Here is a 25682-nt window from a genome sequence, read left to right on the forward strand (position 1 = left end):
AGATCGACATTGAAGCCGCTGTATGACGATTTGTGGATCTCTACGCCGGAGTTTCCGGAAGACGATGCCGTCGATATCATGATGCATGGGTTTTTACTGCGCCATCCGCGCGGTAATTTACTGATTGGCCGGGTGGAAAATCCGCTCGATCATGAAGTGCTGGCCGATGAGAACGGCGTGATTCGCCATTATCTGACTCACTGGCATGAATCTGCACCGGGCGCAGCGGTAATCCAGAAGCGTTTTAGCAGCGCGCTGTACTGTCACAGCCGCTCGCTCGGGCAAATCAGCCGCTTTGTGGAGCCGGACGATACTTTTACCCAGCAGGAAACCCATTTCGGTGATTTTCATCTGTTGCCCACGCCCGGCCATACGCCCGGCAGCTGCAGCTACCTCTACCATTCGCCGCAGGGGCCGACCTATTTATTTGTCGGGGATACGCTGACGCGTGATCATGACCGCTGGGTAACGGTGTTGGTACCCGACAGCAATCCTGCCGAACTGGCGGCGTCGCTGGAGCTTTACCGTAGCCTGCGTCCCGATGTGGTGCTGATGAGCACCACGCGTGGTCATCTGTCCTGGCAAAAGGTTACACTGCCCTGCTGGCTGGCCGCGATTGATGAGGCTGAGCAGCACGCGCTGGATTTGCGGCAGCAGGCGCTGCCCTCAGCATAGCGTTTTCGTCAGATAGTGACGCTGATGATGCATAATGTACTCGCCCAGCGTCAACCGGACACGGTAACCCAGCTTTTCGTAAAACGGCTTTGCCTGAAAGCTGCCTGTATCCACCTGTGCAAAATGGCAGCCGCGCTGGCGGGCTTCCTGCTCAGCCGCCAGGACCAACTGGCGACCGGTGCCTTGCCCACGCAGCGCCTGTGCGACCCAGAGTAAATCAATGCGTAGCCAGTTGCCGGTGGTCGTGCCGGTCAATCCGGCCAGTTTCCTGCCCTGCGCATCGCAGATGAACAGTCCAAGGGGTTTAATCAGGTCAGCATCGTAAAACTGACTGTTCCAGGCATTCAGGCCCAGCCGGATTTCATCCAGATCCTTACTGCTCACCGTGTCAGTCAGGGTAATCTGCATTTATCTTCCTTATCGCTGCGGGTCAGGAGTCGTTGCGCTGGCGATCATCGTAGCGCTCAAGGCTCAGCGCATCGACCTCACGCGTCGTGGTACGGCGGCACGGGATCAGATCGTCGCTGTCATGGTAGACAAAGAAGGTGTCGAGATTACTTTTGTTCACAATCAACTGATCGCCGTTGCGAAAGCGTGTAATCGCGACCTTGTCGCCGTTATCCGTGCGGGTTTGCAGCTGGCCTGCGGCAATCTGGAAATGCTGTTTCGGCCAGTAGAGCGTGCTGAGCCCATATTGCGCCCGCGAGACGGTCATAACGGGACGTCCGGGACACTGGATCTGAAACTCACTTTCGCTCCATGCGGATGCGCTGAAACCGGCGATCAGGCACAGGGCAAGACGGGCTGCTTTCATCTGATTCCTCCACTGAAAATAAGGGCGGCCACATGTCAGGTGGCGCTAAGACGCTGTAAGCAGGGGTAAAGCATCGCGCGGTGAGCGCGACCGCGCAATAAAAAACGGCACATCAGGCCGTAAGAGACGCGTGACTGGCTGCCGCCAGCGGGATGACACTCGCGCATGCGGATACCAGGCGCGACGGATGAAACTTACTCTGCCGCAACCTCCGCCGCGACCAGCATCAAGGCCAGACCGGCAGGTTCGTTGTCGAAACTGCTCATGACATCGCGGATTTCTGCCGCACAGGCAATCACCTGCTGCCTTTTCTCTGCGTCCAGCGCATCGATGGCATGGCGAATAATCATTAGACTGGCTTCTTCTTCTTTCATCTTTTATCCCTGAATTTGCTTAAGCGACGCGCAAAGATGGCAAGAATAACGTTTATTTGCACCGAAAGTCATCTTTTACATTCCCACTGCTTAACGATTGAACAAACGGCAAATCAACCCGGCGCGCGTAAACGCTATGATCATGTTATTTGTCGCGTTTCAGGCTAAAATCGATCATTCATTCTATGGACCGGGGCAGGAGCAGGCTATGTTGCGACCAGGATTTTTCATTTTTATGGCACTGCTCTCAGGCTGTTCCTCTTCGCCGAAAGGTGTGGAGTGTCCAGGCGACGTCAGCACAATTTACGGTCAGTCACTGAGGCAAACGCAGGGAACGGTATTCGATCTGGTCACCGCGTTCAGCGTCAGTCGGGATGGCGTAAACGTGCAGAGCGGGCCGCTTCAGTCGCTGGATCGCTTTCAGTATGTCCCCTCTGCGGTGACGTCTGAAGGTTACTACGCTCAACGCCTGTCCGATAAACAGTTTCGTCTGATCAACCCCTATCAGGACACCATGATTACCTGGACCTGTCCGTAAAGCGGGCAATCCTGACACTGCGTGATATAGTGTCAGGAAACGTCAAGCGACAGGTCAGGCTCATCATGGAAAAACGGCTGGATAACAACGGTTATATTGATTTCCCGTTCCCTGCTACCCGCAATGCAGATGGCTCTGTTAATCCCTGCGGTATCGACCTGACCCTGGAGACAGAACGGCTGGACGAGATCGCCGTGATTCGTCACTCCCCTAACCTGCAACGTTTACTGGAAGAGGTGAATCTGCAGGAAGGCCTGTTTATGACCCTGGCCTGCGACTGGCAGCAGCAGGAAAACGCGGTATGCGGATTCATTGATATCGCCTTTCGGCCCGAACTCCTTCACTGTTCTCACAAGGAGGCACTCCAGCTAGAAGCCGCCTTTTATGACTATCTGAAGGAACAAGAGCAGCAGCACGCGCTGGCAGCCGACACGCTGGTGAACTTTGCCCGTTGTGTACTTGACTGGGGCTGGTCACCGCTACAGCAACGCCAGCGCCATTATGAAAAAATTACGATTCAGTATTACTGCCAGCAGGCTGAGGATGCCGAGTGGTGCTTTGACCATCTGCGGCATTTTCTGGTGAGCTGGTATCCCAACACGCGATCCCATCCACTTCATCCCGTCAGGTGAAACAGCTGGTAATAATTTTCCTCGCCGGGCCCTCCGCGTGGTGGCGTTAACGCGCCCTGTCCGCTTCATGCCCGTCTCTCCGCGCCTTCCGCCAGTCCGATGGCCATTACCAGGCGGAGTTTTCATCTGGTCAATTCCCCTCTGACAGACGATTAATGCGTCTAAACGCAGCACAGTGGCGAAGGTTTGCTACGCTTTAAATGACTGTGATAACCAAGGAGATGAAGCATGTCAGGAAAAATTGAAGATGCCGTAAAAGAAGTCGCCGGTGCCGCAGAGCAACAATGGGGTGAAGTCACCGATTCGCCGCGTCACCGCGCCCGTGGTGCAGCCCGCCGCTACACCAACCAGGCATCCTATGCCGCACGCGATGCCGCCGATTGCATCAAAGATCAGATGCAGTCTAACCCGTTTGCGGGTCTGGCGGTCGCGGCCGGTGTGGGCGTCGTACTGGGCTTCCTGCTCGGTCGTAAGTAAGTTCAAAACGGGGGCGTTTGCTCCCGTTTTTCCTTTATGTCAGCTCCCGCGTGTGGTCGTCTTTATTGAGTGTCATCAGGGCCGGGATGGAAACCAGTGCCGTTGCCATCATATACCAAGCCGGAATATCCAGATTGCCCGTCTGCTTAATCAACCCTGTAATAATTAAACCCGCACAGCCGGAAAACACCGCATTGGATAACGCATAGGCGACACCCAGCCCGGTATAACGTACCGTTGTTGGAAACATTTCCGCCAGCATCGCAGGCCCCGGCCCGGCGAGCAAACCAACCAGTCCCCCCGCTATCAGCACCACCAGCGCTTTTAGCAGCAAACTCACGCCATCCGCCTGCACTATTTTCAATAGCGGCATCGCCATAAGTAGCAGGAGTACGCTGGCGCTAACCATGACACGACGCCGACCAACGCGATCACTGACGATGCCCGCCGGGATAATTGTCAATGCGAAGCCCACATTAGCGATCACGGCAATCAGCAGCGCCTGATTCATAACGGTATGTAGCGCCGACTGCAAATAGCCGGGCATGATCACCAGACAGGTATAGCCTGCGGAGGACCACAGCATGACGCGCGCGATCGCTAGGAAAATAATTTTTATCGTCTGGCGCGGTGCAGCCCTGACGCGCTGCTGTTGCTGGCGTGCAAAGTCCGGCGTTTCTGTGATTGCCAGACGCAACCATAGCGCAACCAGGCCCAGCGGTAACGCCAGCCAAAACGGAATGCGCCAGCCCCATGCCAGCATCGCCTGCGGGCTGAGCAGCCAGGACAGCAGCGCCACCAGCCCCACGCCGGCCAACAGGCCAAACGCCACGGTCAGCGACTGCCAGGCACCATAGCGTCCACGTTGACCGCGCGGCGCAAATTCGGTCATCAGCGCCACCGCCCCGCCATATTCGCCGCCGGCAAATAGCCCTTGCAGGATACGCAGTGCCGTAAGCAGCACGGGCGCGAGAATGCCCGCCGTCGCATAGGTAGGAATTAACCCGATAGCGGTGGTCGCCAGCGTCATCAATATCAGGACGGTAATCAGGACAGGCTTGCGGCCCAGGCGGTCGCCCAGTCGGCCAAACACCAGGGCGCCAAGGGGGCGAAAAAAGAACGCAATGGCAAAGGACGCCCAGGTCAGGATCAGGCCACTCAGCGCTGACTCGCCCTGAAGCTGAAAAAAATTGTGCGCAATAATTGTGGCGAGGAAACCGTAGATGGCAAATTCATACCATTCGATAAAGTTGCCTACCGCACCCGCGATCAGTGCGCGTATTGAGTGTTTTACGGGTGAAAGAGGCGTTTCCATTCAGGGTTCCTCCGGGATTTATGCAAAATCAGTACGGCGTTGACAGTGAGAGTATAGAATTTCAGCCGATACGATTTTGTCTCCCGGACGAAAATAATCACATCACACCCTGGCGCCCTGCCCTGCGCGCAGTGCCGACAGCAATATACCGCTGGACACTGTACGTAAAGAGTTGCTGCGTCATCAGGACATTCGGCCAGCCGGGCATGAAGTTTCTTACCCGTTGAATATTTTACGCATCACAGTACGTAAAGCGATGAATGCCTGACAGGACGGGAGCATTCGCGCGGCTGAGGCACGTACACTGGAATAGTCGCTAAACGCGTCGCAGGGCTTTACATAGCAGATCGTGTCAGGGGGAAAAACCGGATACCGCGTGGCAGCAAAACGCCGGATGCAAAAAGCCACCAGACAGCAGACACAGCCTGGCTGTCTTTTATAGCCTGGGGTTATGGCTCGCGGGTATAACGTTGCGCATCTTCCGCCATGCTGCCCGACGGCTCAGCCTTTAGTGCCGACTGTTCACGTCTGGCAGACAGCGAGCTGTCAACGGCATTCCCTCGGCCTTTCCGTTCTGAATCCTAAACCAATAAGCCGGCCAAATACGAAGCGCAGAAACGGGAATTTACGCATCATGGCGGGCATCTTACTTTGCCCGCTGGCACGTGGCTTGTTGCTGCTCATTTTAATTTGCAGGAACTGGGTCGCCACGGTAGGAAACTGACGGCGTTTCTGGACCTTATGGAGATCGCTTAACTTCAGCGTTCCCCTGCGCAGTGGTCGCGTTAACAGGTTCGCCGCCGCCACCGCATCCTGAATCGCCAGGTTAACCCCAACCCCGCCGATCGGTGACATAGCATGCGCCGCATCGCCAATGCACAGCACGCCCGGTTTTGCCCACTGATCCAGACGGTCTATCCGGATAGACAACAGTTTGAGTTTTTCCCAACTGTCGACCTCCGCCAGACGTGAAGCGGCAAAGGGCGAAACCGCCGCAATAGTGTCTTTAAGCGCATCCAGCCCCTGCGCCTGTAAGGCCTCAAACTGGCCTTTGGGAATGGTAAGACCACATTGCCAGTAATCCCCCCGATCAATGACGATAAAATTGTTGCGCGGGCCGGTATGGCCCATGCCGGTCAGCGGATCGTCGGGCTGTTTATTGAGGTGGAACCAGAGAACGTCGCGCGGCGCGCCAAAATGCTGGCTGCTGAGCCCGGCCTGGGCACGAATAACGGAATCCCGTCCGTCCGCTCCCACCACCAGACGGGCGCGAATTTCCATTGGCTGGCCTGCCTGCTCCGCCAGTACGCCGCACACCTGACCATTCTCGGTGATCAACTCACGACACACGGTCGATTTAAGCAGTGTAAAACCTGAAAACTGCGCGCTTTTCTCCGCCAGAAAATTCAGAAAGTCCCACTGCGGCATAAAGGCAATAAAGCGGCAACGCACCGGCAGGCGGGAGAAGTCGGCCATCGTGACCTCTTCACCGCCCATTTCTGCCTGCAGTTTTTCGACACGCTGATGCGGCAGCGTGAGCAGCGCATCAAGTAAGCCCAGATGGTGCATGATTTGAAGGGTGGAGGGATGAATGGTATCGCCACGAAAGTCGCGCAGAAAATCAGCGTGCTTCTCCAGCACTACCACCTGCAAACCGGCACGTGACAATAAATATCCCAGCATCAGACCTGCCGGGCCACCACCGACAATACAGCAATCGGAGGTTATGTGTTTGATGGATGGCATCGCTTAGCCCTCGTTGTATACGTGGTCAGTGTATGCCAGCCGGGAAAATTTGAATACCGAGGAAGTACAGGGATACTGCGACCTGTCCCGGACAGGCTTTATGTATAGCGCCTGTCATCCGGCGCTATCTTCTTTTACCTCCACCAGCACCAGCGGACATTTTCGGACCTGGCAGGCGTGATGATAAGCCAGGGAACACACTGAACAATAATCGGCAGAATCAGACTGGTACTCATATTCCTGGAAATAGCGAAACCCGCCATTATCAGCATCGGTACGCGCGCTGTAAAAAGCGTGATCAGCAAGCTGCTCATCCAGTTGCATGAATGTAAGTGGAGAGGGGTTGTGGTAGCCCACTTTAATACGATATGTCTTCATATCCCCATAGTCACGCTGACGGGGAGATGCGGCAAATTGTTATTATTGTTTAGTGTGATAGCCCGCGGTTATCAGAACTTTGCCTTATAATTCAGAACACACCATTACAGGCAATTTACATAAGCGCAACATAGCTTCTTATCGAGGCCTTAAAACGGCAATGCTGTCTTCTCATTATCATTGATCTGACAGGCCAAATATTGTGATAGCTTTTCATCAAGTTTGCATTTATGGTCTCATACCTTACAAACGAAGGCGAAACATTACAGCAGTGTCAAAAAGTTTAAGAAAAGTTCTCCAATTGTAAATGAACACGTATGGATCAAACCCCATCGCGTATCTCGTGCATTATTGCGCAAAAATTAATCAAGATAACATTTAAGCATAAATTATAAATATAACATCAAAATTTCGGCATTATTAATTACCAACACTAGGGATTTTAACATCACACCATGATTTATTATCATTTAAATATAACCATAACAGGAAATTAACCAGAAAAGTGATTTTATCTTAAAGTGCGATAATTTTATTGATCGTTTAAAAAGAATTAATTGAAAAATCCTGGAAAGCGCGGAATTATCTTACTTTCGAAAAAAAGTGCCATCTTTGACAGTTCGTATGAAATTGCCCTCTTGTGAGAAAAATCTCTTTTCGACACCGCTCAAAAATGAAACATAACTCTTTCGGATTATTCCGCACATATTATACACTGCGCCTTTCCAACGCGTTGAGTTATAAAGCTTAATGATGCTATGTTTACCTCACCTTTCTTAAAGAGCATCAGAATCAGCTTATGAGAAGGATTACACGAGAAAGGATTTCCTGTTTTAGCTGCCGCTATCGATGCGAATTAGTGAATGAACTTACAGCAGAAATCAAACGCTGTCCGATACAGAAAGTAGCCATCTGGCCAGCAAGGAATTCTTTTTTAGTTAAAGGAATTTTGTCAGTAGTCACTGGCCGTTATGAAAGCTTATATATGAAAGGTTGCATTTTTGTAGACTTTTCCGCACACAACATTCGCTACTTTACTAATCACAACTGGCTCGACTACCTGAAGTCTCCAGGTTTAATTATTATTCTGATTTGCGATCGCCGCCTGGCATCCTTAGCAGCCTTCTGGAAACAGCAGGATAAAAGCATCAATACGGTCATTTATCCGGGGACGGGCATTGCCGAGATAAAAAAATCTATTAACGCATGTTACTACGGTTTAAAAGGAGGTGAGAAAAAAGGTGTTAATCCGTTAACCAGCGATGAGGTTAATTTTTTGGAACTGGTGAATCATGGGTTATCTCTGGGTGAAATATCAAAAAAAATGCAACTTGGTGTAAAAAAGATCTACTGCATTAAAGATTCGGTGCGTCGTAAGACGGGAAGCAGCCTGAATCAGTTGTTCTCCAGTTAAAAATGTAAAAGGAAAATACAATCATGTTAAATACTAAAGCTATGACCTTACCTCTGTTGATTAGTGCAGCGCTGGTATCAGGACAAGCACTGGCGGATTCAGCTAACACTATTAATTTTAAAGGTGAAGTCAGTGATGAAACCTGTTCCGTTAGCGTGAATAGCAATGAGAGTGCACCGGTTGTACTCATGCCAACCGTAGGCGTAAACGAGTTGCTTAAAACCGGAGATATCGCTGGTAAGACGGATTTCACTGTCGCCATCAGTGGCTGTACCGGTTCAACAAATTCAACTCGCGTGTCCACTATTTTTATCGGTAACAACGTGAGCACTACCGGTAATTTGAAAAGCAATGGTAGTGCTGAAAACGTTGAAGTTCAGTTGCTGGACACGGAAGGTAAAGAAATAAATTTAACCGGAGGCTACGACGGTAATGGTGATTTAACCCTGAGCCCCGGCGAAACGGAAAAATCAGCGACCTATTCTGCACAATATTATGCTACTAACTCCGCTACTGCAGGTACCGTTAGCGCCTCACTTCAGTATGCCGTGACTTATCAGTAATTCTTACCTGGTGCACTCCCATTCAGCGGAGTGCACAATAAATGATTGAGAACCTGTCTATGTTTATTCGCAGACGCGCCATTGCGTTAAAATTTTTTTCAACATTATTTTCGGCCTTGTTATTGGCCCCTTGCACGAATGCCAGCGTGACAATTATGGGCAGTCGTATTATCTATCCCGAACAGGCACGCTCTATAGATGTTCAATTTAAAAACAATGATGCTGTTCCCTACGTTATTCAGAGCTGGTTCGATAATGGCGACGACAGCTCACAGCCAGAAAGCCGCGCAAATACACCGTTCATTATTACGCCACCGGTATTCCGCATTCAGCCCAAAGCTGGTCAGATTGCTAAAGTAATATTGAATAATCCCGCATCACAACCGCAGGATCGTGAATCTGTATACTGGTTTAATACACTTCAGATCCCACCTTCAAATATCGCTAAAGATAAAACGCAGAATGCAATGCTGGTGGTATTACGTAATCGTATGAAGATCTTTTATCGCCCTAAAAGTATTGGCGCGCCAAAAAATATTCTTAAAGGCATAAAGATAACACCTTTATATCAGTCGAATAAAGGGATGGGGATCGAAATTGACAACGCGCAGCCCTGGCACGCGTCATTAGTGGATGTTGTTTTAAAAGTGGGCAATCAGTCTTTAAAACAAGAGGCGGATATGGTCTCTCCTTTCTCCAGAAAGACTTACTGGTTCAGTAATAGTAAACGTCTTCAGGGCACAGGGGTGATTTCAGTCTCGGCAGTTAATGATCAGGGAGCTAAAATCAGTGAAAACTTTACGGTTGAAGTTAATTAGTCCGAAACTCATAGCTTTTACCGTGTCGGCCTGCTTTTCTTACTCTGTCTGTAGCGAAGAATATTATTTCGACTCCTCGCTTTTTCAAGGGGCGACATTTGGGAAAAACATCGAACAATTCAATCAAAACGAAATTGTCCAAGGCTATTACCTGGTTGATATTTACCTCAACAACAAGATGATTAAATCCGGGGTCAAAATTAACTTCAGGAAATTCAGCGACGAGGGCGAAGTCGAGCCCTGCCTGCCTGAAGATATCGTGACGCTAATGCAATTAAAAATCCCGCGCGCCGGGCAACCTACAGAGCGCTGTCAGCCATTAGCCGGCTGGACAGAGGCGGGCAGTTGGCGTTTCGATCAGTCATCGCTTCGTCTGCATTTTATGCTTCCACTGGCGAGCCTGAACCGTGCTCCCCGCGGCTACATTCCCACATCTGAATGGGATGAAGGCGTTACGGCCCTCTTTCTGCGTCACAACACCAACTTCATGTGGTCGGAAAACCGCTCGTCAAATTACCGGTATGAATATTTATGGAGCGGAATCACAGCAGGCACCAATCTGGAAAAGTGGCAGTTTCGTCATCAGGGTAATCTGCGTTATTTACGCAACAGCCGAGCCGGAAGCCGTTATCGATACAATCAGGTCAGAAGCTGGGTGCAACGGCCTTTAGAGGGCATAAACAGTCAGCTTGCTTTAGGTGATAACTACACGAGCAACTCTCTGTTCGGCAGCCTTGCGTTTAACGGCATCAAACTCGCCTCTGACGAACGCATGTGGCCGCAGGGCAAGCGAGGTTATGCGCCAGAAGTACAGGGTGTGGCGACTTCCGATGCCCGCGTTATCGTGCGTCAGCTCAATAACGTTGTCTATGAGACAAGCGTTCCACCCGGCCCCTTTGTCATTGACGACCTGTATAACACCAGCGGTCAGGGAGACCTGGAGGTTGAGGTTATTGAAGCTAACGGGAAGCGATCGACCTTTACGGTGCCCTACTCTTCTGTCCCGGATTCTGTTCGCCCTGGAAACTGGACATATGGCCTGGCATTGGGACGTGTACGTCAGTATTACAGTGTGGACAACACTTTTTTTGAAGGTGTCTTGCAGCGCGGCATCAGTAACCGCTTCACCGCAACGGCCGGTTCACGCATCGCGAAAGATTATCAGGCATGGCTGGCAGGCGGTGTATGGGGTTCACCGGTCGGAGCTATGGGTATAAACACCATTTTTTCACAAGCTCGCGTGGAGCAAAATAAAAAAACGACCGGCTGGCGTGCCGAACTGAGCTACAGTAAAACCTTCGAAACCGGCACAAATCTGGTATTAGCGGCCTACCGTTACTCCACCAGCGGTTTCCGCGATCTGCAGGACGTTTTGGGCGTCAGAAGGCAGAATGAGACAGGCATCAGCTACTATTCCGATTCGATGAACCAGCGTAACCGGTTATCCGCAACCCTGGGTCAGTCATTTGATAACGTCGGTATGTTCAGCCTGAGCGCCAGCACAGCCGATTACTACAACAATAAATCCCGCATCACTCAGTTGCAGCTTGGCTATAACAACAACTGGAAAAAGATCAGTTACGGCTTCAACGTCGCACGCCAGCGCACGACATGGAATACGACGCGATCCGACCTGGATCTCTTCAACCGGCAGGATGACTCTCGCGCACAACGTTATACCGAAAATACCTTCTCCTTTAATATCTCAATGCCTCTGGACTGGAACAACACCTCTTCTGTCTCCTATTACTATAACCAGTCAAAACAAACACGTAGCTCATCCCTGTCCCTGTCAGGCGCGGCGGGTGACAACAATGATGTGTCTTATTCTGTCTATGGCGGCAGCGAGCATTCTCGCAATGGCGATGGCAACAGCGGACACGCACTGAACTTTGGCGGGAACATTCAGCAGAATACGCGTCTGGGGGCTTTTCGTGCGAATTATGGCCAGGGCGAAGACTATCGCCAGGCTGGGTTGGGAGCATCTGGCACCGTGGTGCTTCATCGGGGCGGCATCACACTTGGCCCGTACAGCAGTGAGACGTTCGCTCTGGTTGAGGCCGATGGCGCACAGGGCGCGCTGGTGCGTAATGGTCAGAGAGCTGTCATCGATCGCTTCGGCTATGCCATTTTGCCTTCACTCAGTGCCTACCGCGAAAATAACATCAGCCTGGACACGCTGGATATGAATGCTGATGCCGAACTGACCGGTGGTAGTCAACGTGTTGTTCCCTATGCGGGGGCTGTTGTACGGGTAAATTTCGCCACCATTAAAGGCAAAGCAGTCTTGATCTCGCTCACCAGTAACGAAGGGGAAGCGCCCCCGATGGGCGCTGAAGTTCGTGATGCCGACAACACCGTCATTGGTGTTGTCGGCCAGGGCGGCCAGCTTTATGCGCGTGTCCCCCACGACTCCGGCACACTTAAAGTCAGTTGGGATAACGATGGACAACAAACCTGTCTTGTGAGTTATCAAATTACTGGAAAGCAAGACGATCACCTGATCCAGCTTCCCGGCTTATGTAATAAGGAGTAGCGCGTGTTTACAAGAACCCTGCTTTCGTTAATCATTACTTCACTGGTACCGCTTCCACTACTGGCGAATTGCACAAAAGTGACAAGTAAAAGCCAGCTTTCCCAGGCCGCTCAAGATGCCGGCTATACCGCAAAGGGATGGGAGGGTGCCTGTGATGAATGCACAGGGCGGCTGGCATTGCCTGCAATCATTAATATCAATTCCGGCAACCTCTTTCAGCCCTCGGGGACGTTGCTGGCCAGTGCGGTCGGCCATCCGCTCAATAACCCGATGAAGGATGCGTTTACGCCAAATCAGATTCTGTACCGCTGCGACATGGCTGATGCCGGCAAACTCTATGAAATGTATTCGACTAATGGCGACAGAGAAGAAGCTGGTAAATATGTCACCAGCGAGGTTGACGGCGCTTATTTTGATAAGTTCAAAAATGTGGCGGTGAGACTAACCAACCTTAGCACGGGTGAATATTACAGCCGCTACTGGAAAGGACGGCAGCTTAGTGCCAGCGACTGGTATACCGACGGGCAAAAAATCTACATCCCGGCCAGTATATTTAGCAGTGTGCTCTACGAGATATTTAAAATTGATGAAGGTAAACATTACGTCAATAGTGACAACTATTATTTTGAGACAAACAATCAACCCCGCGGATATATTGCATTTAAAGGTCCTGGACTGGAAAGTAATAATCTTTATATCGGTGCGGATCATGCCACGGTGTGGAATGGCTGGCACTATGACTGGCCTGTTGGCTGGAGTTCATGGAAGACAGTCACCTATGTTCGCGGCGCAGCCTGCGAGGTGTACGATTACCCTGCGGTCGTCTCTCTGCCATTGACCAGTATTGGCGTTTTAGCCGGTGGAGGCAGCAGCCAGGCACCTTTTTCCATTACCCTTCGCTGCGAAACCGGGGCAACATCCGGGATCCAGAACTCCACTCTGAAATCAGCCAACGTCGCGATGGGTTTTCTGGTAAATCAGCCTCAGGCTGTGGCCATGGCTCAGACGCTGGGTCTCACCACCAGTAGCGGTGGGTTAACCTGGCTGCTTGACACAAATTATGGGGAAAGCAACGGCAGTTCAGCCTCTGGCGTAGGGATAAAAATCTACAACAGTGCCGGTACTCCTCTCAACCTGTTGCCCGATATAAGCAGTACCGGCACAGGCAATACGCGTGGATGGTATGCCTATAAAGATTTAACCACACTTACGTCATCAGACAACGGTGAGATCTACAGCGGCGATTTTACTGCCTCCCTTGAGGCTATTCCCGGACAAGTTATCACTTCAGGAACCGTTAATGCACAGTTACAAGTGGTGGTCAGTTTTCAGTAGCAGCCTGTATTTACTCACGGCGTTATTGTCAACGCAGGCAGTTGCCGTTGTAAACATTGATAAAACCCGCATTATTTTCAACGCCAACGAGATTGCGCAATCCGTCAATCTGGTCAACAGTGAAAACAGCCCTGCCGTTTTACAAATCTGGACAGATGACGGCGATATCTATGCCCCGCCAGAGAAGAGTAAAACACCGGTCATGGCTATGCCGCCGGTCTTGAAAATGCAGCCCGGCGAATTACGCTCTATAAAGCTGATGCTGACCTCACGCGCTGGCTTGCCCACCGGGAAAGAAACCCTGTACTGGCTAAATCTCTACCAGATACCGGCGCTCAAAAAATCTGACAACCAACGCGATAAAAAAGTCGTTCTGCCGCTGCGTCTTCGCCTGAAGGTTTTTGTACGTCCGACAGGGCTGGGTGCACCCCGGCCGGAAGATGCACAAAAACTACGCTTTACCCGACAAAGCCAGCAAATCATGATTTCTAATCCTACGCCCTGGTATATGAGCCTGAACGCGAAAGTGGAAAAAGCGGTATTGAGAAATATTATGGTCGCACCGCTGTCTGATATTGTGGTTCCCGTCACCACTTCCGTTAACCCCGGTGCAAACGTCGAATATGAAGTGATTGACCAGAACGGTAACGTTGAGAAACATCGCAGCACGCTTCGCGCGACTGTTGGGAAGTAGCCGAATTACCTGTTTTTGGCACAAAGAGAGATGATATGGAACGCTGATGAGGCACTGAAATGCAGTGCCTCTGACAAGGTACGTTCTTCAATGAAGCGCATTTTTTATCTGTTTAATTTTTCGTAAGCGGGCAAAACACGGCATTCAACTGGAAAGTTTCATATTCGATATTATCTCTCTCATCTTCTTCGTTTTCATACACCATAATTGCTTCGGTAAACAGATAGCCATTAATGGGCAAAATAAACATGTTTTCATTAATTATACCGTCCTCGACAAGACTATGGTAAATTTTGACATTTTCCTTTTGATATTCCAGGAAGTCGCCGACAGTGTCGAACTTGTCAGCCGTAGTTCCATAAGGAAAAATATTTCGCGTACCGTTGTAGTTAATGAATACGTATCCAGGGCTGACAAATGGACCACCGGACCAGTGTATTATGCCAGTATCGCATCCGACTCGATAAAGGCGCATCGCTACCTTGTATTTTTTTGTGCCTCCGTAACGTCCGGATTGATTTCTACTGCCCCCATAGAAAGAACATCTCCGGGCTGGTGACCGTTCAGGCTCCACGGGATCATTTTTGCATTTCTGAAAAACCACATATATCGCTCCTTTTATAGTTAATAAATTAAGTCACTAAGAAAGACAGGCAACCTGCGGTGTTCGCACATCCGTTTTTGATCATTTTGAAACCACAATATCAAAAGGCGAGAAAAGGCCTTTCTCTTCCACATAAGCAAGCATTCAAAATGGAATCAGAAAAAATGAAGCCTTATGACGACATATTAGCTGGCTATGTCGGATAGATTCCGGATTGTTTACCTGGCTCCGTTCCCTAAATCAATAAACATATGAAAATGTAATCGATAACGTTTTATAAGGCTAACATATATTTTTATCATCAGTAATTATTGCCCCAGGACAATAAATGAACCGTCTTACTGATTCTGCTCCCTGAGAGTCAATAGCAGACAAGGAGTAACTGGCAGGTAAAGCTCATGGTGAACGCGATGGAATAGAGATGGCATTTTCACTCATTTAACTTTGTTATCTCTGAAATAATATTCGGTTAAAGTTTTTCATTTGAGCATTACAGCAACAGAAGCCGTTTTTTGCAGTTATATAGGGCATAAATAAAGCTTTTGGCCCTGACAAAAAACATCGCTGTACAGGGTAAGTAAGTTTGATTTTACAGTTCTGAAGAACGGTTGCTAACATGCGGATAATCTATCCAATGCTGTCTGTTCACCCCGTTGCCTTCATTCTGAAGGGCATGGATTGTGATCTGGATTAAGCATGTAAGAGGGTGATCATCACAGCGCATTACAATTATCACGCGATTTAATCTGCGCCCGACAGGGCGACCTACAAATAACCTATCTTTGACTTGCGGCTATCTTCTCAATCAATAACGGAATAAGCTGCACTCTCATTGAGAAAAAGAATGGTTTGCAAATGAACGGACACTTGCAGACTGACGGGTTCATGTCCTTTGCCAACAACAGAGATAAAACTATAAACGCCTAATTTTTTGCTTTGACATCAAGCTTATACCTGCTAATATTTTCATTCTGAAATATACCTGCGTCCCTTTCTGATTTACTCTCAGCCAAGAATGAATACTACATGAATGCTCACACGCAGCCAGTTGATACTGCTGAATTGATTAGAGACGACCTTTATCGTTACGCAGCTGACATCAGTTTTAAAACATTTATTAAAACCTTTCTTAAAAATGAAGCGTTTAATTTTTGTTTTTGGTTCAGAATGAGCACACATAAGAGTAAGACGTGCAGACGTATTGCTAAACGTGTTTTTAAGCGTAAGTGCAAAAAATTTCATATCTTTCTCTGCCCTTCTACCCGGATTGGGCCAGGGCTGTATATCGGTCATATCGACGTCGGAAGCATTGTGATCAATCCCGGCACCCAGATAGGCGCAAACTTCAACGTTTCGCCAAATGTCTGTATTGGTTCCAATACAGGAGACTGTGCCATCATTGGCGATAACGTCTATATCGCCCCGAACGTTTCTGTAGTTGAAGGTGTTAAGATAGGCAATGATGTTGTGATTGGCGCAGGTTCTGTTTTAACGAAAGACATTCCTCCCTATACTGTTGCTGCAGGCAATCCTGCAAAAGTGATTAAATCACATCATAAAAACCCGTTTATACAAAACAGGTGCGTCATACCAGAAAAAGCGGCCTCCACTGTTGAGTCATGTCGCTGATAGTCAGCGTTCTGACTATCAGTCGAGCAAGCAATGCGATTGGCAAAACAGGTTGCTATCCCAGATAAGGGATTACTCGCCCGTCTTTTAGGTGCGCACCAATGCAGTCGGTATTCTTTCCTTTCTCCTGTGAGCTGGCTGAAAAAACAATAAGTTCGGCTTTGAACGCTAACCGACTCAAATTCACATACTGGGCGAAAAATCCTGGGCCACTTGAGCTTGTTTACAGAAGTAAAACTGCAATTGGTTACGGTCTCAGGCAAGGCAGTTCAATCAAAGAAACCTGCTCAAGTGTGAGGGTTGTTTTGCTTCAAAAATTCTACAATGGGAAGTCATATTATGTTCTCACGTCTTATCCGTGGATGGGGTAAAGATAAAATGACGTACCCAGTCATGCGCGAGATTTTAACCGCCTCTTTCAGCTGTTATCACGACGATTTTGACAACGCTGTCGGTGAAACAGCCGCCTGCTATTTCGACACTAACGTCCTTTCAAAAGCAGATGCCCGCAATGAAATCGGTTCATTATTACGTATCTCTGACGATGAGGAACTAAAAACAACGTCAGAGCAGTTAGATTGCGATCATTTTCGTCCAGAACCATGGGGTGAAACATGGCGCAGTTTCCTGGAAAAAATTGCTAAGGCAATTCGATGGTAAGAACGAATAACCCTGACAGAGGGCTGTGAAATCGTTATTGTGATAAGATTTTAAGACTCGCAATCTATCTCAAGCCGCACATCAAGCTTGCCAGTTCCTTTCAACAAAACCCTCCGCCATTTGAAATTTAATGCGGTTCATTCCCTCTGAGAGCTTTAGTTTGCGGTACGCATTGTTCCTATCTAAGGACAAGCTGTTTACTGCGGCAGAACTGTTTACCGTAATGCTGTCTCTAAACCTAATTGCCAAGGTAATTAGCTGCGTGATTTTGGAAGCCAAAAAAACCTTAACGTTTATGATGAATAACCTGGTTTTGATAAATAATGTTGCTGAATGTTATTAACATACTAATAAAAAACGGGAACCAACCGGCTCCCGTTCTCGTTTAACCCAAATTCTGGATTACATATTCGCGATAATCGCGTCACCAAACTCTGAACATTTCAGCAGCTTAGCGCCATCCATCAGACGTTCGAAGTCATAGGTCACGGTCTTGGCAGCGATTGCGCCTTCCATGCCTTTAACAATCAGGTCTGCGGCTTCGAACCATTCCATATGACGCAGCATCATTTCAGCGGACAGAATCACGGAACCTGGGTTCACTTTATCCTGACCTGCGTACTTCGGTGCCGTACCGTGGGTGGCTTCGAACAGCGCACATTCGTCACCGATGTTTGCGCCTGGTGCAATACCGATACCGCCAACCTGCGCCGCCAGGGCGTCAGAGATGTAGTCACCGTTCAGGTTCATACAGGCGATAACGTCATATTCTGCCGGACGCAGCAGGATTTGCTGCAGGAAGGCATCGGCGATCACGTCTTTTACGATGATCTCTTTACCGGTGTTTGGATTTTTAAATTTCATCCATGGGCCGCCATCGATCAGCTCGCCGCCGAACTCGTCTTTCACTAACTGGTAACCCCAGTCTTTGAAGGAGCCTTCGGTGAACTTCATGATGTTGCCTTTGTGTACCAGCGTCAGTGAATCACGATCGTTAGTGATGGTATATTCCACTGCTGCACGGACCAGGCGCTTGGTGCCCTCTTCCGAACACGGTTTAACACCGATACCGCAGTTTTCTGGGAAGCGAATTTTCTTCACGCCCATTTCTTCACGCAGGAATTTGATGACTTTATCCGCTTCTGGCGTGCCCGCTTTCCATTCGATACCGGCATAGATATCTTCGGAGTTTTCGCGGAAGATCACCATATCCGTGTCTTCAGGACGTTTTACCGGGCTTGGTGTACCGGTATAGTAGCGCACCGGACGCAGGCAAACGTACAGATCCAGTTCCTGACGCAGCGCAACGTTCAGAGAACGGATGCCGCCGCCAACTGGCGTGGTCAGTGGGCCTTTGATCGCTACGCGGTATTCTTTAATTAAATCGAGGGTTTCTTGCGGCAGCCAGACATCCTGACCGTAGAGTTCAACCGATTTTTCACCGGTATAAATCTCCATCCAGGAGATTTTACGCTCGCCGTTGTAGGCTTTTTTCACAGCGGCATCAACCACTTTCAGCATCACTGGTGACACATCAACGCCGATACCATCCCCTTCGATGTAAGGGATAACCGGGTTATTTGGGACAACCAGTTTACCTTGATTCAGGGTGATTTTCTGACCTTCCGCCGGAACAACTACTTTGCTTTCCATTAACCTCTCCTTCGAGCGATTTTTTGTTAATGATTTGTAAGATGCGCGTCAATACTACTTGAATATTCACGCCACGCCAATCACCGCAATTTCGCGTTATAATGCGCTGAATGTTCCAGACTGCAAAGCGTATGCGAAAAACTAATCAGACTTCTCATCCAAATAAACGATTCAGCCAACAAACACGTCCCGTGCATCGCAAGGCGTCCTCGCCGCCTGCCGTCCGCCGCGTGCTTCTGTTCAACAAACCCTTCGATGTTCTGCCGCAATTTACCGATGAAGCCGGCCGCCGCACCCTCAAAGATTTTATCGACGTGAGTGACGTTTACGCGGCGGGCCGACTCGATCGCGACAGCGAAGGACTGATGGTCCTGACTAACGATGGTCCGCTACAGGCGGCGCTGACGCAGCCCGGCAAGCGCACCGGCAAGATTTACTATGTGCAGGTGGAAGGCGCGCCTGAGGAAACCGATCTACAACCTTTGCGCGATGGCGTTAATCTGAAAGATGGCCCGACGTTACCGGCTGGCGTCGAAAAAGTGGCTGAGCCCGACTGGTTGTGGCCGCGCCAGCCGCCGATTCGCGAGCGCAAAGCCATTCCAACACAGTGGCTGAAAATAACGCTTTTTGAAGGACGCAACCGTCAGGTCAGACGTATGACGGCCCATATTGGCTTTCCAACCCTGCGTCTGGTGCGCTATGCCATGGGCGAGTTTACGCTGGGCGATTTGGCGCCGGGTGCCTGGCGCGATATCAGCGCACAAGGTTGACTGCCATTATCATTTCCATAACTTTAAGTTAACAATTCAGGAGGATCGATGTTTAAACCGCATGTCACCGTCGCGTGCCTGGTGCAGGCTCGGGGTGCATTACTGGTCGTTGAAGAACGCGTCAACGGCATCGCCACCTGGAACCAGCCTGCCGGTCATCTTGAAGCCGATGAAACGCTGCATGAAGCCGCATCACGGGAATTGTTTGAAGAGACCGGCATTCGGGCCGAAATGCAGTATTTTATCGGCATAAACCAGTGGATCGCCCCGGATAATACGCCTTTTGTGCGGTTTCTGTTTGGCGTGGATCTGGACGATATCCAGCCAACGGCTCCGCAGGACAGCGACATTGATTGCTGTTGGTGGGTCGCGCCAGAGCAGATTCTGTCGGCCTCTAACCTGCGCTCGCCTCTGGTTGCCGAAAGCGTACGCCGCTGGCAACAGGGCGTACGCTATCCGCTCGACCTGATCAGCCCGTTCAACTGGCCGTTTCATGAAGGTGCGCACCCGCGTTCAGCGTGATAGAATGCGCCGCCTGTTTTACTGTTTTGCGAGCTTGTGATGTCTGATAACTGCCAGAAAAAAGTGATCGTCGGAATGTCCGGCGGCGTCGATTCTTCCGTTTCCGCCTGGTTACTGCAACAGCAGGGCTATCAGGTTGAAGGCCTGTTCATGAAGAACTGGGAGGAAGACGATGGCGAGGAATACTGTACCGCCGCTGACGATCTGGCGGATGCGCAAGCCGTGTGCGACAAGTTAGGTATTAAACTGCACAAAGTGAACTTTGCGGCAGAGTACTGGGACAATGTCTTTGAACACTTCCTGGAAGAGTACAAAGCGGGCCGCACTCCCAATCCCGATATCCTGTGTAATAAAGAAATCAAATTCAAGGCGTTTCTGGAGTTTGCCGCAGAGGATCTGGGTGCAGACTTCATCGCCACCGGGCACTATGTCCGCCGTCAGGATATCGATGGCCGCAGCCACCTGCTGCGCGGTCTGGATGGTAACAAAGACCAGAGCTATTTCCTTTACACACTCAGCCACCAGCAAATCGCGCAGAGCCTGTTCCCGGTCGGCGAGCTGGAAAAGCCTGAAGTGCGTCGCATCGCTGAACAACTTGAGCTGGTGACGGCGAAGAAAAAAGACTCCACCGGCATTTGCTTCATCGGTGAACGCAAGTTTACCGAATTCCTCGCGCGCTACCTCCCTGCCCAGCCGGGTGAAATTGAAACCGTCGACGGACAGGTTGTGGGTGAGCACCAGGGCCTGATGTATCACACGCTCGGCCAGCGTAAAGGGCTGGGCATTGGCGGTCTTAAAGAAAGCAAAGACGATCCCTGGTACGTCGTTGATAAAGACGTGGCGCGCAACCGCCTGATCGTGGCGCAGGGCGGCGACCATCCCCGACTGATGTCAGTGGGTCTGATTGCCCAGCAGTTACACTGGGTTGATCGTCAGCCGCTAACCGCACCGCTGCGTTGTACGGTGAAAACCCGCTACCGTCAGACCGATATCCCCTGCGAAATTATCCCGCACGGCGAGGATAAAATTGAAGTCCGGTTTGATGAGCCCGTTGCTGCGGTCACGCCGGGTCAGTCTGCGGTGTTCTACCTTGATGAAGTCTGCCTGGGTGGCGGTATCATCGAAGAACGTTTGCCTTGGGTTGCCGCATAATACCGGTGGGAATAACGCGTAAACAGGAGTAACCGTGGCAAAAAACTATCAGGACATTACCTTTGCACTGGCGGGAATTTGCCAGGCGGCCCATCTGGTGCAGCAGTTAGCCAATCAGGGACATTGTCAGCCGGAGGCGCTGACGGTGTCACTGCGCAGCGTACTGGACCTGAATCCTCCCTCGACCCTGGCGGTATTTGGTAACAACGAAGCCAACCTGCGCCTGGGGCTGGAAACCCTGATGGCCGTGTTGAACAGCACGCAACGTCAGGGCGCTGGTGCCGAACTGACCCGTTACACGTTGAGCCTGACGGTACTGGAGCGCAAGCTCAATGCGAACAAGCAGGCTATGAACACCCTGGCCCAGCGTATCAGCCAGCTCGATCGTCAGCTGGCGCATTACACGTTGGAATCCGACACTATTCTGAGCGCCATGGCGGGCATTTATGTCGATGTGATTAGCCCGCTCGGCCCACGTATTCAGGTAACCGGATCGCCGGCAGTGCTACAGAATTCCCTGCTACAGAGTAAAGTTCGCGCCACGCTGCTGGCCGGCATTCGTGCCGCCGTGTTGTGGCAACAGGTTGGCGGAGGCCGACTGCAGCTGATGTTTTCGCGCCAGCGTTTACTGCGCGAAGCCAAATCGATTTTATCCCGCCTGCCACTGACTTACTGAGTCAGTGAGGCAAACACCGTTAAATGAATCAGGAGTTGCACTGATGGAATTATCCTCTCTGACCGCCGTCTCACCTGTCGATGGTCGTTACGGCGATAAAGTCAGCCCGCTGCGCGCAATTTTCAGCGAATTTGGTTTGCTGAAGTTCCGCGTTGAGGTTGAAGTTCGCTGGTTACAAAAACTGGCTGCGACCGCAGAGATCAAGGAAGTTCCTGCATTTGATGCTGACGCAAACGCTTTCCTTGACGAGATCGTCGCCCGTTTCAGCGAAGCAGACGCCGCACGCATCAAAACCATTGAGCGCACCACCAACCATGACGTGAAAGCGGTTGAGTATTTCCTGAAAGAAAAAGTGGCGGATGTGCCCGCCCTGCATGCAGTGTCGGAATTTATTCATTTTGCCTGCACCTCTGAAGACATTAATAACCTGTCCCATGCGTTGATGCTGGAAACAGCACGCCGCGATGTCATTCTGCCTTACTGGCAGCAGCTGATCGCCGCCGTAAAAGGCCTGGCGCAGGAATACCGTGATATTCCCCTGCTGTCTCGCACGCACGGCCAGCCCGCTACGCCATCGACCATGGGTAAAGAGATGGCCAACGTAGCCTACCGCATGGAACGTCAGCTACGTCAGCTGTCGCAGATTGAAGTGCTGGGCAAAATCAACGGCGCCGTGGGCAACTACAACGCGCACATTGCGGCGTACCCGGAAGCCGACTGGCACCAGCTGAGTGAAGAGTTTGTTACCTCGCTGGGCATCACCTGGAATCCCTATACGACGCAAATCGAGCCGCACGACTACATTGCCGAGCTGTTTGACTGTATCGCCCGCTTTAACACCATCCTGATCGACTTTGATCGCGATATCTGGGGCTATGTGGCACTCAACCACTTCAAACAGAAAACCGTTGCGGGTGAAATCGGCTCGTCGACCATGCCGCATAAAGTAAACCCTATCGATTTTGAAAACTCGGAAGGCAATCTGGGCCTGGCCAACGCGGTCATGCAGCATCTGGCCAGCAAACTGCCGGTTTCCCGCTGGCAGCGTGATCTGACCGATTCTACCGTGCTGCGTAACCTGGGTGTCGGCGTAGGCTATGCGCTGATCGCCTATCAGGCCACCTTAAAAGGTATTTCAAAACTGGAAGTGAACCGCGAGCGCCTGCTGGATGAACTGGATCACAACTGGGAAGTGCTGGCCGAGCCGATTCAGACCGTGATGCGCCGTTACGGCATCGAAAAACCGTACGAGAAGCTGAAAGAGCTGACCCGCGGTAAACGTGTTGACGCCGCAGGCATGCAGGCCTTTATCGACAGCCTGGCGCTGCCTGAAGAAGAAAAAACCCGTTTAAAACAGATGACCCCGGCAAATTATCTTGGCCGTGCGATTCAAATGGTTGATGATCTGAAATAATATCCCTTCTGCAGACCGGTTCCCGCCGGTCTGCGTTAACCTGCTGTTTAATTCATTTCGCTTATACTTATTTAAATTCGTTTCGATCTGATGCTAAGGAAATCCTATGCGTGTTCTGGTTGTGGAAGATAATGCCCTGCTGCGCCACCATCTTTCAGTACAACTGCGAGAAATGGGTCATCAGGTTGATGCTGCTGAAGATGCCAAAGAAGCCGATTATTTTCTCCAGGAACATTTACCTGATATCGCGTTGGTTGATCTGGGCTTACCCGGTGAAGACGGCATGTCGTTAATTCGTCGCTGGCGCAATGATGCCGTGCGTCAGCCTATTCTGGTGCTGACCGCCCGTGAAGGCTGGCAGGCGAAAGTCGAAGCGCTGGAAGCCGGTGCGGATGATTACGTCACAAAACCGTTTCATATTGAAGAAGTTGCCGCACGCCTCCAGGCATTAATGCGCCGCAACAGTGGTCATGCGTCGCAAATTATTGCCATGCCGCCGTTTCAGGTCGATTTATCGCGTCGCGAACTGACGGTGAATGAAAGCCCGGTTAAGCTGACCGCCTTTGAATATACCATCGTGGAAACCTTAATTCGTAATGCGGGCAAAGTGGTGAGTAAAGATTCATTAATGTTGCAGCTGTATCCCGATGCCGAATTGCGTGAAAGCCACACGATCGATGTATTAATGGGCCGCCTGCGCAAAAAAATCCTCGCGCTGCATTCTGACGAAGTTATCGCTACCGTTCGCGGCCAGGGTTACCGCTTTGATCTCTGATGATGTCCTGGCTTAAACGTTATCGCCCTATTTCGCTGCGGACACGCTTTTTACTGGCCTCCGCAGCCATCGTTCTCATTCTCTCGCTTTCTTATGGCATGGTCGCCGTGATTGGCTATGTGGTGAGTTTTGATAAAAACACCTATCGCGTGATGCGAGGCGAGAGCAATTTATTTTTTACCCTGGCACAGTGGAAAGATAATAAGCTGACAATTGCGCAGCCCGAGCGCACCATGCTTAATTTCCCCACCCTGGTATTTATTTATGATGAACACGGCAAGCTGCTCTGGCAGCAGCGTGATGTGCCGGTAATTCGTGAGAAGATTCAACCCGAATGGCTGTTAAAACCTGATTTCTACGAGATTGATACCAACAACAGCACCAGCCGGGCCGCCATGGGCGACAATCTGACGGCACAGCAGCAGCTTCATGCGTGGGATGATAACGACGATGACGATCAGGATACGTTTACCCATTCGGTTGCCGTCAACCGCTACGATGCCACCACCAACCTGCCCGCCCTGACCATTGTGGTGGTCGATACCATTCCGCAAGAGCTACAGCACTCCGATGTGGTCTGGTCATGGTTCAGCTATGTTCTGGCCGCTAACCTGATTTTAATTGTCCCGCTGCTCTGGCTGGCGGCGCACTGGAGTTTACGGCCGATTGGGCATTTGACGCTTCAGGTACGCGAACTGGAAACCGGGCAGCGTGAGAATCTGGACGATAAGCCGCCGCAGGAGCTGCGTTCGCTGGTGCGTAACCTCAATCTGTTGCTGACCAACGAGCGTCAACGTTACACGCGTTACCGCACGACGCTGGCCGATCTGACCCACAGCCTGAAAACACCGCTGGCGGTCCTGCAAAGTACCCTGCGTTCGCTGCGCGGCGGAAAAGAGTTAACCATCGAACAGGCCGAGCCGGTGATGCTGGAGCAGATCAGCCGCATCTCTCAGCAGGTCGGTTATTACCTGCACCGAGCCAGCATGCAGGCCGATCATAATCCCCTGCAGCGTGATCTGCATTCGGTATCGGGTTTACTGGACAGCCTGTGCTCGGCACTGAATAAAGTGTATCAGCGTAAAGGGGTGGAAATTACCCTGGATATTTCCCCGGAAATCACCTTCTTTGGCGATCAGAACGACTTTATGGAAGTGATGGGCAATGTGCTGGATAACGCCTGCAAATACTGTCTGGAATTCATTGAGGTCAGTGCTCATCAGACCGAAGATGCGCTGCACATCTATATTGATGATGACGGTCCGGGCATTCCGGAAAGTAAACGCGACCTGATTTTCGTGCGGGGACAGCGCGTCGACACCATGCGACCAGGCCAGGGGCTGGGGCTGGCCGTGGTGCGTGATATCCTTGAGCAGTACGCCGGTAATGTCATCGCCTCCAGCAGCCCGTTAGGCGGTGCGCGCATGGAAGTCGTATTTCAGCGTCAGGAAATGGAACATCGCCGCGAGTAGTTCAGGCTGCGGGCTGTTATACTTGCAGCTATTTTCAGCCCTTAGC

The 25682-nt window shown here is 50.7% G+C and carries 28 protein-coding genes; 20 read left to right on the plus strand and 8 right to left on the minus strand.

Going from position 1 to position 25682, the window contains the following annotated elements; translation table 11 throughout:
- Nucleotides 1-9 precede the first annotated feature (9 nt).
- Nucleotides 10-675 carry an MBL fold metallo-hydrolase gene (locus C1N59_RS12645; protein ID WP_394549660.1) on the plus strand — a complete coding sequence of 222 codons (666 nt, stop codon included), beginning with the start codon at nt 10-12 and terminating at the stop codon, nt 673-675.
- Here C1N59_RS12645 and C1N59_RS12650 read toward each other — a convergent pair.
- The 3 genes from C1N59_RS12650 to C1N59_RS12660 form a co-directional block, all read right to left on the minus strand.
- Entirely contained in the window at nt 667-1083 is a 417-nt protein-coding gene (locus tag C1N59_RS12650; protein ID WP_283787189.1) for a GNAT family N-acetyltransferase, read from the minus strand. The two genes, C1N59_RS12645 and C1N59_RS12650, sit on opposite strands and share 9 nt — an antisense overlap.
- Before the next feature lie 22 nt (nt 1084-1105).
- Complete coding sequence (locus tag C1N59_RS12655; RefSeq protein WP_033737521.1) at nt 1106-1489, minus strand: hypothetical protein; 384 nt, start codon at nt 1487-1489, stop codon at nt 1106-1108.
- Between the two features lie 194 nt (nt 1490-1683).
- Nucleotides 1684-1863 carry a hypothetical protein gene (locus C1N59_RS12660; protein ID WP_006119718.1) on the minus strand — a complete coding sequence of 60 codons (180 nt, stop codon included), beginning with the start codon at nt 1861-1863 and terminating at the stop codon, nt 1684-1686.
- Between the two features lie 208 nt (nt 1864-2071).
- Here C1N59_RS12660 and C1N59_RS12665 point away from each other — a divergent pair, with 208 nt between their 5' ends.
- The 3 genes from C1N59_RS12665 (at nt 2072) to C1N59_RS12675 (ending at nt 3510) form a co-directional block, all read left to right on the plus strand.
- On the plus strand, nt 2072-2401 hold the full coding sequence (locus tag C1N59_RS12665; protein WP_394549661.1) for a hypothetical protein: 330 nt from the start codon (nt 2072-2074) through the stop codon (nt 2399-2401).
- 65 nt (nt 2402-2466) lie between these two features.
- Nucleotides 2467-3033, plus strand: a complete 567-nt coding sequence (locus tag C1N59_RS12670; RefSeq protein ID WP_054634149.1) for a hypothetical protein — start codon at nt 2467-2469, stop codon at nt 3031-3033.
- A gap of 228 nt (nt 3034-3261) precedes the next feature.
- Nucleotides 3262-3510 (plus strand): glycine zipper domain-containing protein, encoded by a 249-nt coding sequence (locus C1N59_RS12675; RefSeq protein WP_006119721.1) that lies wholly within the window; start codon nt 3262-3264, stop codon nt 3508-3510.
- A 34-nt stretch (nt 3511-3544) separates the two neighbouring features.
- Here C1N59_RS12675 and C1N59_RS12680 read toward each other — a convergent pair whose 3' ends face one another.
- The 3 genes from C1N59_RS12680 to C1N59_RS12690 all read right to left on the minus strand — a co-directional run bounded on the left by C1N59_RS12680 (nt 3545) and on the right by C1N59_RS12690 (nt 6949).
- Nucleotides 3545-4825, minus strand: coding sequence for an MFS transporter (locus tag C1N59_RS12680; protein WP_394549663.1), 1281 nt, complete (start codon nt 4823-4825; stop codon nt 3545-3547).
- Nucleotides 4826-5371: 546 nt separating this feature from the next.
- Nucleotides 5372-6571: an FAD-dependent oxidoreductase gene (locus tag C1N59_RS12685; RefSeq protein WP_283787200.1), complete on the minus strand. Its 1200-nt coding sequence runs from the start codon at nt 6569-6571 to the stop codon at nt 5372-5374.
- A 114-nt stretch (nt 6572-6685) separates the two neighbouring features.
- Complete coding sequence (locus tag C1N59_RS12690; protein ID WP_054634156.1) at nt 6686-6949, minus strand: hypothetical protein; 264 nt, start codon at nt 6947-6949, stop codon at nt 6686-6688.
- A gap of 859 nt (nt 6950-7808) precedes the next feature.
- Between C1N59_RS12690 and C1N59_RS12695 the strand changes: the two genes are divergently transcribed.
- The 6 genes from C1N59_RS12695 to C1N59_RS12720 are packed head-to-tail and all read left to right on the plus strand — an operon-like array spanning nt 7809 to nt 14309.
- Complete coding sequence (locus C1N59_RS12695; protein ID WP_283787202.1) at nt 7809-8363, plus strand: LuxR family transcriptional regulator; 555 nt, start codon at nt 7809-7811, stop codon at nt 8361-8363.
- Between the two features lie 23 nt (nt 8364-8386).
- Nucleotides 8387-8926 carry a fimbrial protein gene (locus tag C1N59_RS12700; RefSeq protein WP_283787204.1) on the plus strand — a complete coding sequence of 180 codons (540 nt, stop codon included), beginning with the start codon at nt 8387-8389 and terminating at the stop codon, nt 8924-8926.
- 41 nt (nt 8927-8967) lie between these two features.
- Nucleotides 8968-9744, plus strand: coding sequence for a fimbria/pilus periplasmic chaperone (locus C1N59_RS12705; RefSeq protein ID WP_283787206.1), 777 nt, complete (start codon nt 8968-8970; stop codon nt 9742-9744).
- The gene (locus C1N59_RS12710; RefSeq protein ID WP_394549664.1) at nt 9695-12280 is read left to right on the plus strand and encodes a fimbrial outer membrane usher protein; all 2586 of its coding nucleotides are present in this window, start codon (nt 9695-9697) and stop codon (nt 12278-12280) included. The genes C1N59_RS12705 and C1N59_RS12710 overlap by 50 nt, the downstream gene beginning before the upstream one ends.
- A gap of 3 nt (nt 12281-12283) precedes the next feature.
- A complete protein-coding gene (gene stbD, locus C1N59_RS12715; protein WP_283787209.1) occupies nt 12284-13615 on the plus strand; it encodes a fimbrial usher protein StbD in 1332 nt (443 codons plus the stop codon).
- Entirely contained in the window at nt 13581-14309 is a 729-nt protein-coding gene (locus tag C1N59_RS12720) for a fimbrial assembly chaperone (protein WP_394549665.1), read from the plus strand. The genes stbD and C1N59_RS12720 overlap by 35 nt, the downstream gene beginning before the upstream one ends.
- A gap of 112 nt (nt 14310-14421) precedes the next feature.
- Here C1N59_RS12720 and C1N59_RS12725 read toward each other — a convergent pair whose 3' ends face one another.
- Entirely contained in the window at nt 14422-14913 is a 492-nt protein-coding gene (locus tag C1N59_RS12725; RefSeq protein WP_394549666.1) for a hypothetical protein, read from the minus strand.
- 1026 nt (nt 14914-15939) lie between these two features.
- Between C1N59_RS12725 and C1N59_RS12730 the strand changes: the two genes are divergently transcribed.
- From C1N59_RS12730 to C1N59_RS12740, 3 genes are all read left to right on the plus strand, one after another.
- A complete protein-coding gene (locus tag C1N59_RS12730; protein ID WP_039341038.1) occupies nt 15940-16542 on the plus strand; it encodes a serine acetyltransferase in 603 nt (200 codons plus the stop codon).
- Nucleotides 16543-16643: 101 nt separating this feature from the next.
- Nucleotides 16644-16913, plus strand: a complete 270-nt coding sequence (locus C1N59_RS12735) for an RNase A-like domain-containing protein (protein WP_394549667.1) — start codon at nt 16644-16646, stop codon at nt 16911-16913.
- Nucleotides 16882-17202 (plus strand): contact-dependent growth inhibition system immunity protein, encoded by a 321-nt coding sequence (locus C1N59_RS12740; RefSeq protein ID WP_039341041.1) that lies wholly within the window; start codon nt 16882-16884, stop codon nt 17200-17202. Before C1N59_RS12735 ends, C1N59_RS12740 begins: the two co-directional genes overlap by 32 nt.
- Before the next feature lie 402 nt (nt 17203-17604).
- On the opposite strand, the gene icd is transcribed toward C1N59_RS12740, so the two are convergent.
- A complete protein-coding gene (gene icd / locus C1N59_RS12745) occupies nt 17605-18855 on the minus strand; it encodes an NADP-dependent isocitrate dehydrogenase (protein WP_033737532.1) in 1251 nt (416 codons plus the stop codon).
- A gap of 110 nt (nt 18856-18965) precedes the next feature.
- On the opposite strand from icd, the gene rluE reads away from it, so the two are divergent.
- From rluE to phoQ, 7 genes are all read left to right on the plus strand, one after another.
- A complete protein-coding gene (gene rluE / locus C1N59_RS12750) occupies nt 18966-19625 on the plus strand; it encodes a 23S rRNA pseudouridine(2457) synthase RluE (RefSeq protein WP_394549668.1) in 660 nt (219 codons plus the stop codon).
- A 48-nt stretch (nt 19626-19673) separates the two neighbouring features.
- A complete protein-coding gene (locus C1N59_RS12755) occupies nt 19674-20147 on the plus strand; it encodes an NUDIX domain-containing protein (protein ID WP_033737534.1) in 474 nt (157 codons plus the stop codon).
- Between the two features lie 39 nt (nt 20148-20186).
- Nucleotides 20187-21299, plus strand: a complete 1113-nt coding sequence (mnmA, locus tag C1N59_RS12760) for a tRNA 2-thiouridine(34) synthase MnmA (protein ID WP_039341044.1) — start codon at nt 20187-20189, stop codon at nt 21297-21299.
- Between the two features lie 34 nt (nt 21300-21333).
- Nucleotides 21334-21975: a high frequency lysogenization protein HflD gene (gene hflD, locus C1N59_RS12765; RefSeq protein WP_394549669.1), complete on the plus strand. Its 642-nt coding sequence runs from the start codon at nt 21334-21336 to the stop codon at nt 21973-21975.
- Nucleotides 21976-22018: 43 nt separating this feature from the next.
- Nucleotides 22019-23389, plus strand: a complete 1371-nt coding sequence (purB, locus tag C1N59_RS12770) for an adenylosuccinate lyase (RefSeq protein ID WP_039341046.1) — start codon at nt 22019-22021, stop codon at nt 23387-23389.
- 106 nt (nt 23390-23495) lie between these two features.
- Complete coding sequence (phoP, locus tag C1N59_RS12775) at nt 23496-24164, plus strand: two-component system response regulator PhoP (protein ID WP_033737538.1); 669 nt, start codon at nt 23496-23498, stop codon at nt 24162-24164.
- A 2-nt stretch (nt 24165-24166) separates the two neighbouring features.
- On the plus strand, nt 24167-25636 hold the full coding sequence (gene phoQ / locus C1N59_RS12780; RefSeq protein WP_394550852.1) for a two-component system sensor histidine kinase PhoQ: 1470 nt from the start codon (nt 24167-24169) through the stop codon (nt 25634-25636).
- Nucleotides 25637-25682 lie beyond the last annotated feature (46 nt).

The sequence above is a fragment of the Pantoea sp. SGAir0183 genome (assembly GCF_043545505.1).

What these genes read in the sequence shown, in the direction of transcription:
- C1N59_RS12655 (WP_033737521.1), bottom strand. Translation starts at nt 1,489, where the DNA reads ATGAAAGCAGCCCGTCTTGCCCTGTGCCTGATCGCCGGTTTCAGCGCA.
- C1N59_RS12720 (WP_394549665.1), top strand. Translation starts at nt 13,581, where the DNA reads ATGCACAGTTACAAGTGGTGGTCAGTTTTCAGTAGCAGCCTGTATTTA.
- C1N59_RS12665 (WP_394549661.1), top strand. Translation starts at nt 2,072, where the DNA reads ATGTTGCGACCAGGATTTTTCATTTTTATGGCACTGCTCTCAGGCTGT.
- C1N59_RS12700 (WP_283787204.1), top strand. Translation starts at nt 8,387, where the DNA reads ATGTTAAATACTAAAGCTATGACCTTACCTCTGTTGATTAGTGCAGCG.
- purB (WP_039341046.1), top strand. Translation starts at nt 22,019, where the DNA reads ATGGAATTATCCTCTCTGACCGCCGTCTCACCTGTCGATGGTCGTTAC.
- C1N59_RS12710 (WP_394549664.1), top strand. Translation starts at nt 9,695, where the DNA reads ATGATCAGGGAGCTAAAATCAGTGAAAACTTTACGGTTGAAGTTAATT.
- C1N59_RS12660 (WP_006119718.1), bottom strand. Translation starts at nt 1,863, where the DNA reads ATGAAAGAAGAAGAAGCCAGTCTAATGATTATTCGCCATGCCATCGAT.
- C1N59_RS12675 (WP_006119721.1), top strand. Translation starts at nt 3,262, where the DNA reads ATGTCAGGAAAAATTGAAGATGCCGTAAAAGAAGTCGCCGGTGCCGCA.
- C1N59_RS12670 (WP_054634149.1), top strand. Translation starts at nt 2,467, where the DNA reads ATGGAAAAACGGCTGGATAACAACGGTTATATTGATTTCCCGTTCCCT.
- phoP (WP_033737538.1), top strand. Translation starts at nt 23,496, where the DNA reads ATGCGTGTTCTGGTTGTGGAAGATAATGCCCTGCTGCGCCACCATCTT.
- mnmA (WP_039341044.1), top strand. Translation starts at nt 20,187, where the DNA reads ATGTCTGATAACTGCCAGAAAAAAGTGATCGTCGGAATGTCCGGCGGC.
- C1N59_RS12680 (WP_394549663.1), bottom strand. Translation starts at nt 4,825, where the DNA reads ATGGAAACGCCTCTTTCACCCGTAAAACACTCAATACGCGCACTGATC.
- C1N59_RS12690 (WP_054634156.1), bottom strand. Translation starts at nt 6,949, where the DNA reads ATGAAGACATATCGTATTAAAGTGGGCTACCACAACCCCTCTCCACTT.
- C1N59_RS12650 (WP_283787189.1), bottom strand. Translation starts at nt 1,083, where the DNA reads ATGCAGATTACCCTGACTGACACGGTGAGCAGTAAGGATCTGGATGAA.
- icd (WP_033737532.1), bottom strand. Translation starts at nt 18,855, where the DNA reads ATGGAAAGCAAAGTAGTTGTTCCGGCGGAAGGTCAGAAAATCACCCTG.
- C1N59_RS12730 (WP_039341038.1), top strand. Translation starts at nt 15,940, where the DNA reads ATGAATGCTCACACGCAGCCAGTTGATACTGCTGAATTGATTAGAGAC.
- C1N59_RS12735 (WP_394549667.1), top strand. Translation starts at nt 16,644, where the DNA reads ATGCAGTCGGTATTCTTTCCTTTCTCCTGTGAGCTGGCTGAAAAAACA.
- rluE (WP_394549668.1), top strand. Translation starts at nt 18,966, where the DNA reads ATGTTCCAGACTGCAAAGCGTATGCGAAAAACTAATCAGACTTCTCAT.
- C1N59_RS12705 (WP_283787206.1), top strand. Translation starts at nt 8,968, where the DNA reads ATGATTGAGAACCTGTCTATGTTTATTCGCAGACGCGCCATTGCGTTA.
- phoQ (WP_394550852.1), top strand. Translation starts at nt 24,167, where the DNA reads ATGTCCTGGCTTAAACGTTATCGCCCTATTTCGCTGCGGACACGCTTT.
- C1N59_RS12685 (WP_283787200.1), bottom strand. Translation starts at nt 6,571, where the DNA reads ATGCCATCCATCAAACACATAACCTCCGATTGCTGTATTGTCGGTGGT.
- C1N59_RS12755 (WP_033737534.1), top strand. Translation starts at nt 19,674, where the DNA reads ATGTTTAAACCGCATGTCACCGTCGCGTGCCTGGTGCAGGCTCGGGGT.
- C1N59_RS12740 (WP_039341041.1), top strand. Translation starts at nt 16,882, where the DNA reads ATGTTCTCACGTCTTATCCGTGGATGGGGTAAAGATAAAATGACGTAC.